General features: G+C 38.5%; 15 protein-coding genes. 9 read left to right on the top strand and 6 right to left on the bottom strand.

What is annotated here, in order from left to right:
* Positions 1 to 65: 65 nt before the first annotated feature.
* The gene (locus AC6BKE_RS03160) at positions 66 to 785 is read left to right on the top strand and encodes a DUF421 domain-containing protein (protein WP_080717103.1); all 720 of its coding nucleotides are present in this window, start codon (positions 66 to 68) and stop codon (positions 783 to 785) included.
* Between the two features lie 20 nt (positions 786 to 805).
* On the opposite strand, the gene AC6BKE_RS03155 is transcribed toward AC6BKE_RS03160, so the two are convergent.
* Positions 806 to 1510, bottom strand: coding sequence for a CBS domain-containing protein (locus tag AC6BKE_RS03155; RefSeq protein WP_036125082.1), 705 nt, complete (start codon positions 1508 to 1510; stop codon positions 806 to 808).
* Between the two features lie 204 nt (positions 1511 to 1714).
* Between AC6BKE_RS03155 and AC6BKE_RS03150 the strand changes: the two genes are divergently transcribed.
* The gene (locus AC6BKE_RS03150; RefSeq protein WP_249646086.1) at positions 1715 to 1903 is read left to right on the top strand and encodes a MerR family transcriptional regulator; all 189 of its coding nucleotides are present in this window, start codon (positions 1715 to 1717) and stop codon (positions 1901 to 1903) included.
* 453 nt (positions 1904 to 2356) lie between these two features.
* On the opposite strand, the gene AC6BKE_RS03145 is transcribed toward AC6BKE_RS03150, so the two are convergent.
* The 5 genes from AC6BKE_RS03145 to AC6BKE_RS03125 form a co-directional block, all read right to left on the bottom strand.
* Positions 2357 to 3139, bottom strand: a complete 783-nt coding sequence (locus tag AC6BKE_RS03145; protein ID WP_499855807.1) for an ABC transporter permease — start codon at positions 3137 to 3139, stop codon at positions 2357 to 2359.
* Positions 3136 to 4020, bottom strand: a complete 885-nt coding sequence (locus AC6BKE_RS03140) for an ABC transporter ATP-binding protein (protein ID WP_036125076.1) — start codon at positions 4018 to 4020, stop codon at positions 3136 to 3138. Before AC6BKE_RS03140 ends, AC6BKE_RS03145 begins: the two co-directional genes overlap by 4 nt.
* Complete coding sequence (locus AC6BKE_RS03135; protein WP_004233126.1) at positions 4017 to 4220, bottom strand: PLDc N-terminal domain-containing protein; 204 nt, start codon at positions 4218 to 4220, stop codon at positions 4017 to 4019. The genes AC6BKE_RS03140 and AC6BKE_RS03135 overlap by 4 nt, the downstream gene beginning before the upstream one ends.
* A 107-nt stretch (positions 4221 to 4327) precedes the next feature.
* A complete protein-coding gene (locus tag AC6BKE_RS03130; protein ID WP_342535253.1) occupies positions 4328 to 4759 on the bottom strand; it encodes a protein-tyrosine phosphatase family protein in 432 nt (143 codons plus the stop codon).
* A gap of 20 nt (positions 4760 to 4779) precedes the next feature.
* On the bottom strand, positions 4780 to 5727 hold the full coding sequence (locus AC6BKE_RS03125; RefSeq protein ID WP_036124949.1) for a carbohydrate kinase family protein: 948 nt from the start codon (positions 5725 to 5727) through the stop codon (positions 4780 to 4782).
* A gap of 338 nt (positions 5728 to 6065) precedes the next feature.
* Here AC6BKE_RS03125 and AC6BKE_RS03120 point away from each other — a divergent pair, with 338 nt between their 5' ends.
* From AC6BKE_RS03120 to AC6BKE_RS03090, 7 genes are all read left to right on the top strand, one after another.
* Positions 6066 to 6629: a GNAT family N-acetyltransferase gene (locus tag AC6BKE_RS03120; RefSeq protein ID WP_036124951.1), complete on the top strand. Its 564-nt coding sequence runs from the start codon at positions 6066 to 6068 to the stop codon at positions 6627 to 6629.
* A gap of 18 nt (positions 6630 to 6647) precedes the next feature.
* Positions 6648 to 7562 carry an EamA family transporter gene (locus tag AC6BKE_RS03115; RefSeq protein WP_036124953.1) on the top strand — a complete coding sequence of 305 codons (915 nt, stop codon included), beginning with the start codon at positions 6648 to 6650 and terminating at the stop codon, positions 7560 to 7562.
* A 199-nt stretch (positions 7563 to 7761) separates the two neighbouring features.
* A complete protein-coding gene (locus tag AC6BKE_RS03110) occupies positions 7762 to 8868 on the top strand; it encodes an extracellular solute-binding protein (RefSeq protein ID WP_036124955.1) in 1107 nt (368 codons plus the stop codon).
* Positions 8869 to 8951: 83 nt separating this feature from the next.
* A complete protein-coding gene (locus tag AC6BKE_RS03105) occupies positions 8952 to 10022 on the top strand; it encodes an ABC transporter ATP-binding protein (RefSeq protein WP_036124956.1) in 1071 nt (356 codons plus the stop codon).
* 12 nt (positions 10023 to 10034) lie between these two features.
* Positions 10035 to 11756, top strand: coding sequence for an ABC transporter permease (locus AC6BKE_RS03100; RefSeq protein WP_499855802.1), 1722 nt, complete (start codon positions 10035 to 10037; stop codon positions 11754 to 11756).
* Between the two features lie 27 nt (positions 11757 to 11783).
* The gene (gene argH / locus AC6BKE_RS03095; RefSeq protein ID WP_499855800.1) at positions 11784 to 13298 is read left to right on the top strand and encodes an argininosuccinate lyase; all 1515 of its coding nucleotides are present in this window, start codon (positions 11784 to 11786) and stop codon (positions 13296 to 13298) included.
* Positions 13295 to 14242 carry an N-acetylglucosamine kinase gene (locus AC6BKE_RS03090; RefSeq protein WP_058843775.1) on the top strand — a complete coding sequence of 316 codons (948 nt, stop codon included), beginning with the start codon at positions 13295 to 13297 and terminating at the stop codon, positions 14240 to 14242. The genes argH and AC6BKE_RS03090 overlap by 4 nt, the downstream gene beginning before the upstream one ends.
* The last annotated feature ends 6 nt before the right edge of the window (positions 14243 to 14248 follow it).

Here is a 14248-nt window from a genome sequence, read left to right as displayed (position 1 = left end):
TCGCATACTATCGACCATTTTGCACAAGCTATAGTTCGACAGCTGTAAAAGGAGTTGATATATGCATGGAAAGCTTTATTCATGCTCACTTTTGGGAAATGATTCTTCGAACAACACTTTCGTTTTTTGCATTACTCATTCTGGCACGTATACTTGGGAAAAAACAATTGGGCCAGTTAACATTCTTCCACTATATTACAGGTATTACATTTGGTTCGATTGCTTCAGAAATAGCCTCACAGGAAGAAACACCTTTTTTAGATGGTATGATATCCCTCGTTTGGTGGAGTGCTTTAACTTATTTGATGACCGTCATTACCATTAAATCTAAAAAGGCTCGTGTTCTCATCGATGATAAACCTACCATCGTTATTCAAAAGGGGCTTATATTAGAATCAGCTCTACAAAAAAATCGTCTTCATTTAGATGAGCTAACAATGATGCTACGTGAACAAGCCATTTTCTCTGTACAGGATGTTGAATATGCTATGTTAGAAACAAATGGTAAACTCAGTGTTTTACAAAAAACTTCTGAGCAAGTGGCTACGAAGCAAGATGTGAAAGCGGATGTATCACCACCTACTTATCTGCCTACGGAAGTCATTTCGGATGGTCAACTTATTACAGAAAATATAGTTGAGCTTGAGCTAACAGAAGATTGGGTATTGAAAAAATTGAAAAAACAAAATGTGCAATCAGTAGAAGAAGTTTATTTTGCTCAAGTCCAAACAAATGGATCCTTATACATTAGCCTAAAAGACAAATCGAGACATTCAAGCCCGTAATTGTTTGTCTCGTCTCTTTGTTAGTCGATCTTTACTATATCTAATGGTGTAATGATACCTAGTAATTTTTGATGTGGTTCGCCATGCTCTGTTATTAGTAAGGCCTCGAAGCGCCTTCCCCTTTCGACCCCTTGTTTAAAAATCTCCTCAGCCTCATAAATCGTTAAAGATCTGCTGACAAATTTGTAATTTACTCTATTTTTCTCATGCATTAAAATATCATGCAACGTAGGAATCCTTTTTGGTAGATGGTCACCACCCATTTTTGAAGCAAGCCAATTCGTAATTCCTACTGTCGTGATAAGCCCTTTAAATTGCTTATTATAATAAACTGGGAACTGCGTAAATTTGCGTTGGCGTATCACTTTTAGTACATGTTTCAATGAATCGTTTTCCTGAAAAACCAGTACTCTTTTACGGAACATTTGTCCCACAAGCGTTGGCTTAGCAAGGGTAGCATCTATGTATTCAATTCTTTCTACAACATCGGTATGTGGTTCTGCAATGACATAATGTAAGGAAGTACGGTGATGCACAATAGCATTACGTAAGTCGGCATATGAGCGTAAATCATCCTCATATTTCTTCACCAAGACATCCTTTTTCTTTGCTTGATCAATCAGTCGATAAAAAGCCATAAAATCCTTGGCTCCTACAATATCTCGTAATCTATGATCTATTCGATTAAACGCTGTCAGGAAACGATCGGAGTTTTCAGTCCCCACTTTTCTTGTACCTTCTTTCTCTATTCATCTATATATTTTCCGAGTTATTTGACAAATTTCGAGTTACACACCCATTATATTCCTAAGTTATAGAGATTCCAAGAATGTAGTTTTTAAATATAGAAATGAATTAACAATTCCCCCTTGAAAGTGACGTAATGTTATTTTATATACTAGCTGTAACAGAGAGGGGTATTAGTTATTTTGCTGACGATTCACCATGTTTCCAAGCAAACTGGCTTACTGTTCGCACATTATGAGGAGATTGAACTGTTACTTCCAACAGTAAAGGCGGAGGGTGGACAGAGGATTTACGGTGAAAATGCCCCTACAAATCGTATTTTTAAAGGCATGAGGATTCAAATTAAAAGAAATTCAAACTCTACTAAATAATCCATGGGCGTGGCAAACAAGTTAACTTTTATAGCAGAGGAACAAAAGAAATGACAACAGATGGAGAGTGCCATACTTGGATTAAAGAACGCTGCGGCTATTGAGAGAAGGCTAACAGAGTCCCTTATCCAGAAATTCATCCAGCTTTCGAATCAATAACGAGATAAAAAGCAAGCTTTCCGACAGCAAATTTTTGTAGCTGCCGAAATAGATCTCATTAACTTGGTGATGATTACACCAGGGATCATTCTACTTGTTTTACATCTTTTATTCTGTGGATTTATGAATCAACCGTTAAGAAAAATTCAAACACTTTTTGATCAAAGTACAAGTTCTGCTCTTTCTTGGATTATGTTCTTTATCGGGCTGATACTGCTTATAAATGGTGGGATGATTTAAAAATAAAAAACGGTAAAAACTCATCGTAAACTGTTTTTTACCGTTTTATCTTTTTTAGATTTTTGCCATAGACGCATTTCTTTTCATCATCGCAATCCCAATGCTAATACAGATAATTGTTAATGCCACAGTGATTATTAGGCTCCACCAATAGTCTGACATGTCCATTGCTCCTCGTACTAGCAAAATTCCATAGCCCGCTAGTTTCCAAGGAGATATTGTCCAAAAGATTCCCACTATCATATCTACGATTTGCCCTACAAAGATCACCGTAAATGCACATGTAGTAGCTATAACCGTTTTAAAACTAGCACTCATCAGTAATGAAACAGCTATTACAAATAACAGCCAAATATAGTACGTACAAAAACTAATTAGTAGTGCTCCAATGTCCAAAGTTCCATATAATATGCTTGTGTAATATACACTTGCAGCAAAGCCAGCTAAAATACTTACAAAACAAACTGTGCCTATAACAATAAACTTACTCATAAAGTAGGCGCCATATGAAATGGGCCGTGCATATAAGAGGGTAGCCATGCCACTTGCTCGTTCTTTACTAATAGCCCCTACAAATGAAGCCATCATCACCAGTAAGCCTATTGTTTGAAACTGTCCAATAGAAGCTTGGAGTAAATCAACTGGCACTAATTCTGGCATTAGCATTTCAAAGCCCTCAGGTACATTCCCAACAGCATTTAATATATCCATCATATAATAGTTTGTTAGTGGATCACTCATTCCAAGCAAAGCAAACACGAGAGGTATCCATAAAAATTTCCAGCTCCGCCATGCTTCTCTATATTCCTTTTGCAGAAGTACTTTGAATCCACTCATGCTTTTTTCGCCACCTTCATGAAAATTTCTTCCAGAGATGCTGTTTGTCGCTCCACTTTTCGGATGGTATAAGGACATGCACTTAAACGTTGTAGCAGCTCCTTCATCGTTGGCTCCTCATTCACAACCTCGATATACACATAACAACCGATTATAGTATAGGATGGATCCGCAAAAAGCTTCGCCTCTTCTTCACTGCCAAATTCAATTACATAGTTTTGCTCATCAAAACGTTGCCGTACCTCACGTAATGTACCCTGTTCCACTAGTTTTCCATTTTGCAAAAATAATAGCTGGTCTGTCATTTCTTCCGCATCATTTAAAATATGCGTTGAATATAAAATGGTTGTCTCTTGTTGTAAACCTTTTAATAAATCGAGCACTTCTCTGCGTCCAACGGGATCTAACGCTGAAACTGGTTCATCTAATAGCAGTAATTTAGGCTTATGCACAATTGCCTGGGAAATACCAAGACGTTGCTTCATTCCCCCAGAAAAAGTGGCTATTTTTTTATGTAGCGCATCCCCCAACCCTACGAACTCTAATGTTTTTTGTGCTTCTAATTTAGCTTTTTTGGCTGCTACACCATTCAACCTAGCAGCCATTTCTGTAAACTCTAATGCACTTAGCCAAGGATGAAACTGCGGATATTGAGGTAAAAACCCTATATTCGCACGTAAATCTCCATTTAACATCCTTACACTTCCAGCAGTCGGTTTTAAGAGCCCTGTTAACATAGATAAAGTTGTTGTCTTGCCAGCTCCATTTGGTCCAATTAAAGCCGTTGAAGTCTTTTCTTCTAACACGAAATGAATATTATCTACAACTGTGTGCTCTGCAAATTGCTTGGTCAAGCCTGTAACTTGAAGTAATGTTGTCATGACTGCTTTCTCCCTACTATAAAGTACGCAATGGACCCTAATAGATTGGCAAATAGAATGATAAATACCCATAAAATTTTAGGACCATTTGTGGCATGGATTTTACGCAGATCAATAAGCGCTACGATCATTAATATAATTTGAACGATGATGAGCGGTGCGATAACCGCCCATGGAACCTTTGCTAATTCCTCCATCATACAGATCACCTCATCATTTGTTATACATTAACTATAACAACTTTGTTCTAATATGTATAGAACAAAATAAAAATAAAAAAGATGCACCCTAATAGGTACATCTTTTTTTATTTATATAGTTGTTGCAATGCATCTTCCATTTTTGGGCGAATGGATACTTGTGGACGAGCTTTTTTAACTGCTGCTTCTGCTTCCTCTAATGAATTAACCATTCCCAGCTCCATTAATGCGGCTGCGGCGGCAACACCTGCACGTCCGCCACCACTTCCACAGTGAATATATACTTTTTGCCCGTCCTCGAAGGCTGATGCAATTTCTTTCGCTACTTGTTGAATAGATGGTGCTACCTCAATCTCTTCATCTGCAATTGGCAAATGTTTATAAGAATAAGGAACTGTTTGCTGCTCTTGTGTGGAAAGCCCTTGAACACGAACATCTATCACAATATTTACGGATTCTTGTGCAAATGCAGTCTCAGCGTCTTTTGCACCACCAAAGAATAGTCGATCTTCTACTAAAGCATCGTAGTTCTTTTCCATATTCTCCACATCCCACATGTTTATTTTAGTAAATGCTTAATGTCCTCATAATATGGTAGGGCAGTTAATGCACCTGCTTTTGTGGCAGCAAAAGCTCCTAATTTATTGCCGAAGCTTGTACAGCGTACGAGTTCTTCTTGCGTTGTAGGTAAGCCATTATAATGGACATCACGTAGTACGCCTGCCATAAATGCATCGCCCGCACCTGTCGTATCTACAGGTACTACCTTCTCCGTCGGCACATGGAGAACCTCACCATTAAGTACAGCATAAGTACCATTTTCTCCTACTGTGATTAAGATAATAGGCACTAAATAGCTATTGAGATGTGCAATGCCCTCTTCTAAGGTAGTTGTCTCTGTCAGGAAGAATAATTCATCATCCGTAACCTTTAAAATATCAACATCCTCAAAAAATGATGTAATCGTCTCTCGACAAATTTCCTCACTGCTCCAACGTAGCGGTCGAATATTGGCATCCATTGCAATAATTGCACCCTTATCCTTTGCCATTTCTACAGCTGCTCGCGTTGTGGCAAGTGCTGTTGGATGGAACATAGTACCTGAACATACTGTTAAAGCCGAAGCATGTTTAAAAGCTGCTTCATTTAGCTGTGATGGTTCCACTTGTAAATCGGGTGTTTCATCAACATAATCTTTAAAAATCCGCTCACACGCTTCTGTAAGATGCACATATACGCCACTTACTCGCTTTGCTGGATTAAATACGGCATAATCCAGTTGTACACCCTCTTGGGCAAGCCCATCTCGCACAAATTGAGAGCCTTCGTCATCCCCTGTAATAGTAATTAATGCCGACGGTGCCCCAATTCGGCTAATACCAGCTGCAACATTTACCGTTGCACCACCCATATATTTAGTAAATGATGTGTTTGTTACATCATCAGCAATATAGTCAATAAAAGCATCTCCATAGACTAATATAAAATCCTTCTCTTGCTTTGTCATGATTGTCCTCCAAAATGTCTAGTCATTATAGATTAACACGAAAATTGTCATTCTATCAATGACGCCGGGGCGTCATTGCGTCCAAATATTTTCGAGCTGACGAGTAGAAGTGAATCTATAACTGTCTGTCTATCCTGTAACAACGGTTGACTGATCTGCATCATACAAGCCTCTTTTCAAAATCTTTGATATCAGCTAGAGCCATTGTTTTAATTTAGTGTTTTGTTGAACACCTGCTGGATTAAGCTAATGGGTTTTACTTTTGTTAGTGGGCTATAAAATTTGAGTCAATCTCTATCTTTGTTATACTTGCCTATAGAAAGGTAGGGATTATCAAGATGAGTATTACAATTCGACAAGCGCAACCACATGATGCCCATGCCGTTGTGCCTCTTATTATCGATGCAATTGGTGAAATTGCTAATCGCTTAACTGGCGAGAAATCAGCTGAAGCTGTTATACAAGAACTGACAATTCTTTTTCAACGTGACGACAATCGACATTCTTATTTAAATACCTTTGTCGCTACTGAAGGAGAGCAAATATTAGGGATTCTCGTTTATTATCACGGTGCACAAGCCGTTCACATGGATGCTAACCTTGTTAAATGGCTAGAAGCAAAAAACGCTACATCCATTGTCATTGATCAAGAAGCACATGAAGATGAGGCATATATCGATACTGTTTGCGTAGCACCAGAAGCACGAGGTAAAGGAATTGGAACATTGCTATTACAATTTGCCGAAGAGCTAACAAAGCAGCGCGGCTATACAAAATTATCATTAAATGTTGAAACCCAAAAAGAAGATGCTCGCCGACTTTATGAGCGTTTGGGCTTTGTTATTACAGAGCCATGGTCCATAATCGATGAGCCATTCCATCACATGGTGAAACAGTTTTAGGAAGTGAAATATTTATATATGAAAACAAATTTTATTTACCCTCTTTTGATTGTCATTGCTTCTAGTAGCTACGGTATATTGTCAACGATTGTCAAAGTAGCTATGCAGCATGGCTTTACAACATCAGAGGCAGTATCAAGTCAGTATATAATTGGCTTTTTACTCGTTGTAGCCATTTTTATTTTTACAGACAGAAAATTACCGAGTCCATCCAAAAAGGGCTTACTTATTTTAATTTGTGCTGGAATTTTTACTGGGACGACAGGAATAGTGTATGGAGAATCTTTAAAATATCTACCCGCTTCTCTTGCAGTAGTCATGCTATTCCAATTTACATGGATTGGTCTGCTAATTGATTGTGCCCTACACAAAAGATTACCCAGTCGACCTGAAGTAATTTCGATCATTATCTTATTTGCAGGAACTATTTTAGCTGCTGGTGTATTAAATGTAGATTTAAGTGGCATCCCTATCCAAGGGTGGCTATTTGGCTTTGCAGCAGCCTTTACCTTTGCTTGCTTCATTCAATTCAATTCGCGGCCTGTCGAGGGAGTTACTACGACTTCTCGGGTATTAATCGTTTCCTTCGTAGCCCTTATTATGATTAGTATTTTCCTTAGCCCTGAGGTTATTTGGAATGGCCAATTATTCATGCAAGGCTTATGGAAATTTGGACTAGCACTAGGTCTTTTCGGTATCATTTTACCAATTTACTTATTTTCAATCGCTATTCCTAAAGTCGGTGGCGCGCTAGCTTCCATTTTAAGTGCCATCGAATTACCAGTTGCCGTTACAGTTTCGGTTATTGTTCTGCATGAACCTTTAACCGCTGTACAAATCGTAGGGATTATTCTCGTTATTGCTGGTATGATGCTGCCAACCATTATTGCACAACGGCAACAAAAAGACAGCTTATTAGAAGCCCATTCATAAATCGACAAAAAACTCCTTAAAAATGGAATGATTCCTTTTTAAGGAGTTTTTTTGAATTTTGCTGAAATCGCATTGCTTACTGTTAAGTACTTAGCTATGATGAAGGCAAATGTAATTTTTTAATAATTCTAACATTAATCTTATCCTTTCGTATTATACTGCAATATGCAAGTACCTTACTTTATGAAAGGAGAAGATGATGAAAAAAACCCGCATTCTTGGTTTTTTCCTTGTGTTGATGTTTTTAGCTTTAGCTGCTTGTAACGGCAATAATCAGCAAAATTCTACAGATGGTGCAGCAAATAAAGACAAAACATCTGATGGTGATAAAACAGAAGTGGCAGCAACGACACCTTCAGGAAAGCTTGTCATTTACACAGGTCGTGATGAAGAAATGGTGCAAAATGTGATCGATCAGTTTAATGAAAAATACCCAGACATTGAGGTCGAGTTTTTAACGATGGGGGCACAGCAAATTTTAGAGCGCCTCCGCGGTGAAAAGGCCAATCCTCAAGCAGATTTTTGGTGGGGTGGAACGCAATCCGCTCTCATTGTTGGAGCAAATGAAGACTTATTGCATGCTTGGCAGCCTAGCTTTATCGGTGCCATTGATGCCTCACACAAAGATGCAGATGGACGTTGGTTTGGTGAGATGTTGCTACCAGAGGTCATTATGATTAATAGTGATTTACTGACAAAAGAAACAGGGCCTCAGGACTGGGATGACCTATTAGATCCTAAATGGAAGGATCAAATTCTAATTAGAGGTGTGCTTGCGTCAGGTACAATGCGCACAATTTATTCCTCTATGATTGTACGACAGGGAGACGATTCACCTGATAAAGGCTATGAATGGTTATTACAATTAGATGCTAATACAAAGGAGTATACACAAGATCCTAATGCCTTATATTTAAAGCTAACACGACAAGAAGGTAGTGTTTCTTTATGGAATTTGCAAGATATTTTATTAAAGAAATATACGACTGATTATCCTTTTGATTATATTTATCCAAAAAGTGGTGCACCTATTTTAGTAGATGGTGTAGCCGTTGTAAACAATGCGAAAAACTTAGACAATGCAAAACTATTTGTAGAGTTCTTATTTGAAAAAGAAATGGTGACACAATTGGCGAACGATTATTATCAAATTCCTACACGTTCTGATATCGATAAGGCTTCCATGCCAGAATGGTATCAGGAATTAGATTTAAAAACGTTCGATATTGATTGGCAGCTAATGTCTGACAAAGAAGCTGAATGGATGGAATATTGGGATAACAATGTAAAAGGGCGCGGCAAATAATAAAATAGGTAAAAATTCGACTTGTGCTGCGAATTTTTACCTTCCTGTATCATCTGCATTCTTTGTTAGAGAGGAGTTTATGATTGAGAAGTGTCAAAATTGAAAATGTCTCAAAGCAATTTGGTCAAGTGTATGGCGTGAATGATATAAATCTTGAAATAAAAGCAGGGGAATTTTTTACTTTTCTCGGTCCTAGCGGCTGTGGCAAAACAACCACTTTAAGGATGATTGCAGGCTTTTATTACCCTTCTAAAGGTAAAATTCTTTTTGACGATCGAGATGTCACTCGACTTCAGCCCAATAAACGCAATATCGGTATGGTATTTCAAAATTATGCTCTTTTTCCTCATATGACGGTTGATGAAAATATTGCCTTTGGTTTACAAGTGCGGAAATTTTCAAAGACCGAAATTCAATACAAGGTTGACCGCATTAGAGGACAAGTACATCTAGCAGCTTATGGTAACAGAAAAATAAATGAACTATCTGGTGGACAACAACAACGGGTTGCTTTGGCTAGAGCGCTTGTAATTGAGCCAGATATTTTATTACTGGATGAACCTCTATCCAATCTAGATGCTAAATTGCGTGAGGAAACACGTATTGAAATCAAACGAATTCAATCTGAGCTTGGCGTTACAACGATTTACGTTACCCATGATCAGATGGAGGCAATGGCTATGTCGGATCGAATCATGGTCATGGAGAATGGTTTGATCAAGCAAATTGGGACTCCTCAAGAAATTTATCATCAGCCTGAAGATCGTTTTGTAGCTAACTTTATTGGTGAAACCAATTTAATCGAAGGCACTATACAAGCCATTAATGGTGAAAATGTACAAGTGAGAACCTTAAATGGACATCTTTTGACTGGGCGAAAGCAACAAAGCTCCCCCTCTTTAACGCATATGATTGGAGACAAAGTGTTTATTTCTATTCGACCGGAGTCTATTCAACTAGGTACTGGTGATAATACGTTAACAGGAAAAATTACATTTGTTGAATTTACAGGTATTAGCGTCAATTACATTGTAGATTTTACGGCATTTTCACTTAAAGTAATGATTATTAATTCTTATGACCAAATAAAGAAAATCGGTGAAGACATTACAATCAATATGGCTCATGATTCACTGTACTTATTAGGGGAATAGGAGGAAGCCAATATGGGAAAACAGTCTGTCAATGCCTCTCAGGAAAGCGCGTGGACACGAATTTTTCAATCCAATTGGTTTGTTTATATTTTAATATCGCCATTATTTTTAGTGTTGTTCGCCTATGTGGTTTACCCCTTCTATCAAACATTTATCCAAAGCTTTGCTGGTGATGAGGCTTTCTTTCACTATAAAAAATTTTTTGATCTGGCGAGCCCAGCAAACTTAGAGGCTTTATGGACCAGTATTTATATTTCGATCATCAGTGTTATTTGCTGTGCAGTCGTTGGGGTTACGATGGCCTTTTTACTGGAGCGCTATAATTTCCCAGGAAGGCGTACACTGTCTATTTTAGTATTAGTTCCTATGGCACTTCCTCCTCTAGTGGGTGTACTTTCTTTTTCATTTTTATATGGCGATAGCGGTATTTTCCCTCGAATCTTTCAGCATCTATTCGGATTAGACCATGTACCGTTTGCATTGAAAGGCATTTGGGGAGTTATCGTCGTTCATATCTTCACGATGTATACGTACTTCTACTTAACAGCTTCAGCTGCTATTAAGGGGCTCGATCCTGCTTTAGAAGAGGCTGCAACCAGTCTAGGTGCAGGGCGTATTCGCGTATGGACAAAGGTTATTCTACCAATGCTGACACCTTCCATTGTCGCCTCGTCCTTATTAGTGTTTATGATCTCAATGGCTTCCTATACAGCACCTTTAATGTTTGGTGTAGAGCGCACCATGACGATGCAAATATATTTATCACGTACAAATGGCAATCTTGAGATGGCTGCAACACAGTCGATGATTTTATCCTTTGTATCTATTACCTTTTTAATCATCATGCGTTGGTATCAGAATCAGCGAAATTATCAAAATCTCAGTAAGGGTATCAGTGTTCATCGTTCCGAGGTATCCTCTAAAAAAATTAAAGTTATGGCAACAATCGCATCCTTTGTTGGGACATTCATATTAATATTGCCGATATTAGTTTTGATATTGATATCTTTTTCTGTTGATGGTGCTTGGAAAACGCAAATTCTCCCGACCGACTATACGATCGATCATTATATTGCTCTTTTTACTGATGAGCGTACATGGCGGCCTATTTGGAATTCCATTCAAATGGGTGTCATAGCAACAATCGGCAATATCATTTTTGGTGTCGCTGCTGCTTATGCTATGGTTCGGTTAAACTTTAAAGGGAAAACATTGCTCGATATTTTGATTATGGTACCTTGGGCTTTACCTGGTACTGTTGTAGCGGTTAATTTAATCGCTGCGTTTAGTACAGAAAGTATTTTTAGTTTCAATCAAGTATTGATCGGTACATTTTGGATTTTGCCATTAGCGTATTTTATTCGACATTTACCACTTGTTTTTCGATCTACTTCCGCCTCTCTTGTACAACTAGATCAATCGATTGAAGAGGCTTCACGTGGCTTAGGCGCCAATTGGTGGTATACATTTAGACGGATTGTCGTACCGTTAACATTCACCGGAATTTTAGCAGGGACACTCTTAGCTCTCGTGCAAAGCTTTGGTGAGTTTGTTGCATCCATTCTAATATACAGTACATCTACTATTCCATTGTCTGTAGCGATATTCCAAAAATTATATGCATTTAAATTTGGGACCGCCTGTGCTTATGGTGTCTTACAAATTTGCTTAATTTTAGTTGTTCTTATTATTTCTGAAAAACTATCAAAAGGCAGTGCTGGTACAGCCATCTAGCTGCCAATCTATTAGGAGGCCATTACAATGTTTGAAGATTTTCGCAACAAAACGCAGCGGGAAGATGGGATGATATTCCCTTCTAACATCTATCGGAAAATTGTCTTACAGCCAGCTTATGATGAGGCGAAGAAAAATTTTTTAACAATCATGCTACAAATTAATATTGCTCATTTAAAAATGTTAGAAGAACAAGGACTCGTAAAAAAAGATGAAGCGAAACAAATTGGGATAGCTCTAAAAAAAATAGATTTAAATTATTATCGTTTAGAGGATTACAGTCCCCAATATGAGGATTTATTTTTCCGCATTGAAAATAAACTAATCGAGCTTGCTGGTGATGTTGCAGGAAATCTTCACATTGGCAGAAGTAGGAATGATATGGGGATCGCCATCTATCGTATGACCTTAAGGAAAAAACTATTATTATTAATGAAAGAGTTACTAACATTACGTGATGACTTAATCGCGGCTGCCGAGGAACATATAGATACCATCATGATTGGCTACACGCATACACAGCAGGCTCAGCCCACAACCTTTGCCCATTATTTAAAAGCTGTTATTGACCAGCTTGAGCGTGATTTTGAGCGGATGCAGCATGTCTATAAAACTGTCAATCGCAGTAGTATGGGGGCGGCGGCCTTAACAACGACAGGTTTTAATATTAGTAGAGAACGGATGCGTGATTTACTGGCATTTGATGATATTATCGAAAATGCATGGGATGCTGTTGCAGGCGCAGACTATATTGCTGAAGCGGCAAGTATTGTACAGCTTGCTGCACTCAATCTCGGCCGTACATCTCAGGATTTTTTATTATGGGCTACCCAGGAATTTAATGCATTCACACTCGCAAGTCCATATGTCCAGATAAGTTCCATAATGCCTCAAAAACGTAACCCTGTTTCCGTAGAGCATACACGTTCATTACTATCTGCGGTTGTTGGAGATGCAAGTACAGTATTACAAATGGTACATAATACACCGTTCGGAGATATCGTCGACACTGAAGATGATATGCAGCCCTATTTATGGCGTGCCATTGACCGTTTAAATGGTATTTACAAGTTATTTGGTTCTCTTGTTGTCACAATGGATGTTAATAAAAAGAAATTAAGAAACCGTGCAGAGAATAGCTTTGCCAATGTTACAGAGCTTGCAGATACATTAGTGCGTTCAGAGGGGATTTCATTCCGCCAAGCACATAGTATTGTTAGCAAATGTATTAAAGTTCTACTTGCCCATGGCGAAGAATCACTAGCAAGCCTTACATGGGGCCTTGCCAATACACAATCTAAATTGATTACGGGAAAGGAATTAGCTATTTCAGAAGAAGACTTTTATAAAACATTAAAGCCAGAATCTTTTGTTGGTGTGCGAACATTGCTAGGTGGCCCAGCTCCAGCCACAATGAAAGCAGCGCTCGAACGTTCAAAAATGAATGCTCAAAACCTTTATGAATGGGTCCGCTTAAAGGAAAATTCTATTATACAAGCGGAAAAGGAATTAACAGCCTTTCTTGAGGAATGGAATCAATGAAGGATTGGTTATTGATTATTGACGGTGGAGCAACAAAAACAGCATGTGCGGTCGTTCATGCTGAATCTGGTGACATTCACTATTCTACAACAATGCAAGGCTCGAATTATCAAGCCATTGGTGTCGAATCAGCTACAGCAAGATTACAAGGACTTTTAGCAAATGTACAAACATTTTTGCAAAAGTACCCCCATTCTCAAATTGCTGTAGCTACCTTTGCGTTAGCTGGCATTGATTCTCCTAAGGATCATGCCACAGTAACGGCCATTGTTCAAAATGCCCTAAAGGCCACACAGCTACAAATCAAGACGCTAATTATTGAAAATGATGCGGAAGCTACACTACTTGGTGTGACTGCTGGACAGGCTGGTGCATTACTCATTGCCGGAACAGGAGCCATCGCCTATGCCTATGACGGGCAACGAATTGTACGTGCAGGAGGTTGGGGACATCGAGCTGGTGATGAGGGAAGTGGATATTGGCTAGGGCAGGAAGTAGTAAGAGCTGTATTTAAAATGGAGGATGGTCGTGGTGAACCAACAATCTTAAAAGAAGCCGTCTATCATTTTTTAAATATACAGGATGTAACAGAGCTTGCGGAATGGTTATTCCATCCATCCTATACGAATGCACAGCTGGCCAAGATGAGCTCATTTGTAGCAAAGGCAGTCGAGCAAGAAGATGCTTGCGCCATGCAAATATCACTACAGGCTGCCTACGAATTAGTTCTTCTAGCAAGCGCTGTATTGAAAAAAATGGGCTATCAGAATGGACCATTTACACTTTATTGTAATGGTGGTGCCATCAAGCATAATCCACTCATTTTAAAGACTTTTACGGAGGAAATCACCTTACTATATCCACAAATTGATATTAAACTTTGTCAGCATCAGCCTATTACTTATTTGATTGAACGTACAAAAAGGGCATATGACTATTTATAAGTCATT

This window comes from Lysinibacillus sp. COL-1 (assembly GCF_059814265.1).
The sequence above is the reverse complement of the archived record's forward strand: the minus strand, read 5'-3'. Positions and strand labels throughout refer to the sequence as shown.

What these genes read in the sequence shown, in the direction of transcription:
- AC6BKE_RS03160 (WP_080717103.1), top strand. Translation starts at nt 66, where the DNA reads ATGGAAAGCTTTATTCATGCTCACTTTTGGGAAATGATTCTTCGAACA.
- AC6BKE_RS03145 (WP_499855807.1), bottom strand. Translation starts at nt 3,139, where the DNA reads ATGAGTGGATTCAAAGTACTTCTGCAAAAGGAATATAGAGAAGCATGG.
- AC6BKE_RS03140 (WP_036125076.1), bottom strand. Translation starts at nt 4,020, where the DNA reads ATGACAACATTACTTCAAGTTACAGGCTTGACCAAGCAATTTGCAGAG.
- AC6BKE_RS03135 (WP_004233126.1), bottom strand. Translation starts at nt 4,220, where the DNA reads ATGATGGAGGAATTAGCAAAGGTTCCATGGGCGGTTATCGCACCGCTC.
- AC6BKE_RS03130 (WP_342535253.1), bottom strand. Translation starts at nt 4,759, where the DNA reads ATGGAAAAGAACTACGATGCTTTAGTAGAAGATCGACTATTCTTTGGT.
- AC6BKE_RS03125 (WP_036124949.1), bottom strand. Translation starts at nt 5,727, where the DNA reads ATGACAAAGCAAGAGAAGGATTTTATATTAGTCTATGGAGATGCTTTT.
- AC6BKE_RS03120 (WP_036124951.1), top strand. Translation starts at nt 6,066, where the DNA reads ATGAGTATTACAATTCGACAAGCGCAACCACATGATGCCCATGCCGTT.
- AC6BKE_RS03115 (WP_036124953.1), top strand. Translation starts at nt 6,648, where the DNA reads ATGAAAACAAATTTTATTTACCCTCTTTTGATTGTCATTGCTTCTAGT.
- AC6BKE_RS03110 (WP_036124955.1), top strand. Translation starts at nt 7,762, where the DNA reads ATGAAAAAAACCCGCATTCTTGGTTTTTTCCTTGTGTTGATGTTTTTA.
- AC6BKE_RS03100 (WP_499855802.1), top strand. Translation starts at nt 10,035, where the DNA reads ATGGGAAAACAGTCTGTCAATGCCTCTCAGGAAAGCGCGTGGACACGA.
- argH (WP_499855800.1), top strand. Translation starts at nt 11,784, where the DNA reads ATGTTTGAAGATTTTCGCAACAAAACGCAGCGGGAAGATGGGATGATA.
- AC6BKE_RS03090 (WP_058843775.1), top strand. Translation starts at nt 13,295, where the DNA reads ATGAAGGATTGGTTATTGATTATTGACGGTGGAGCAACAAAAACAGCA.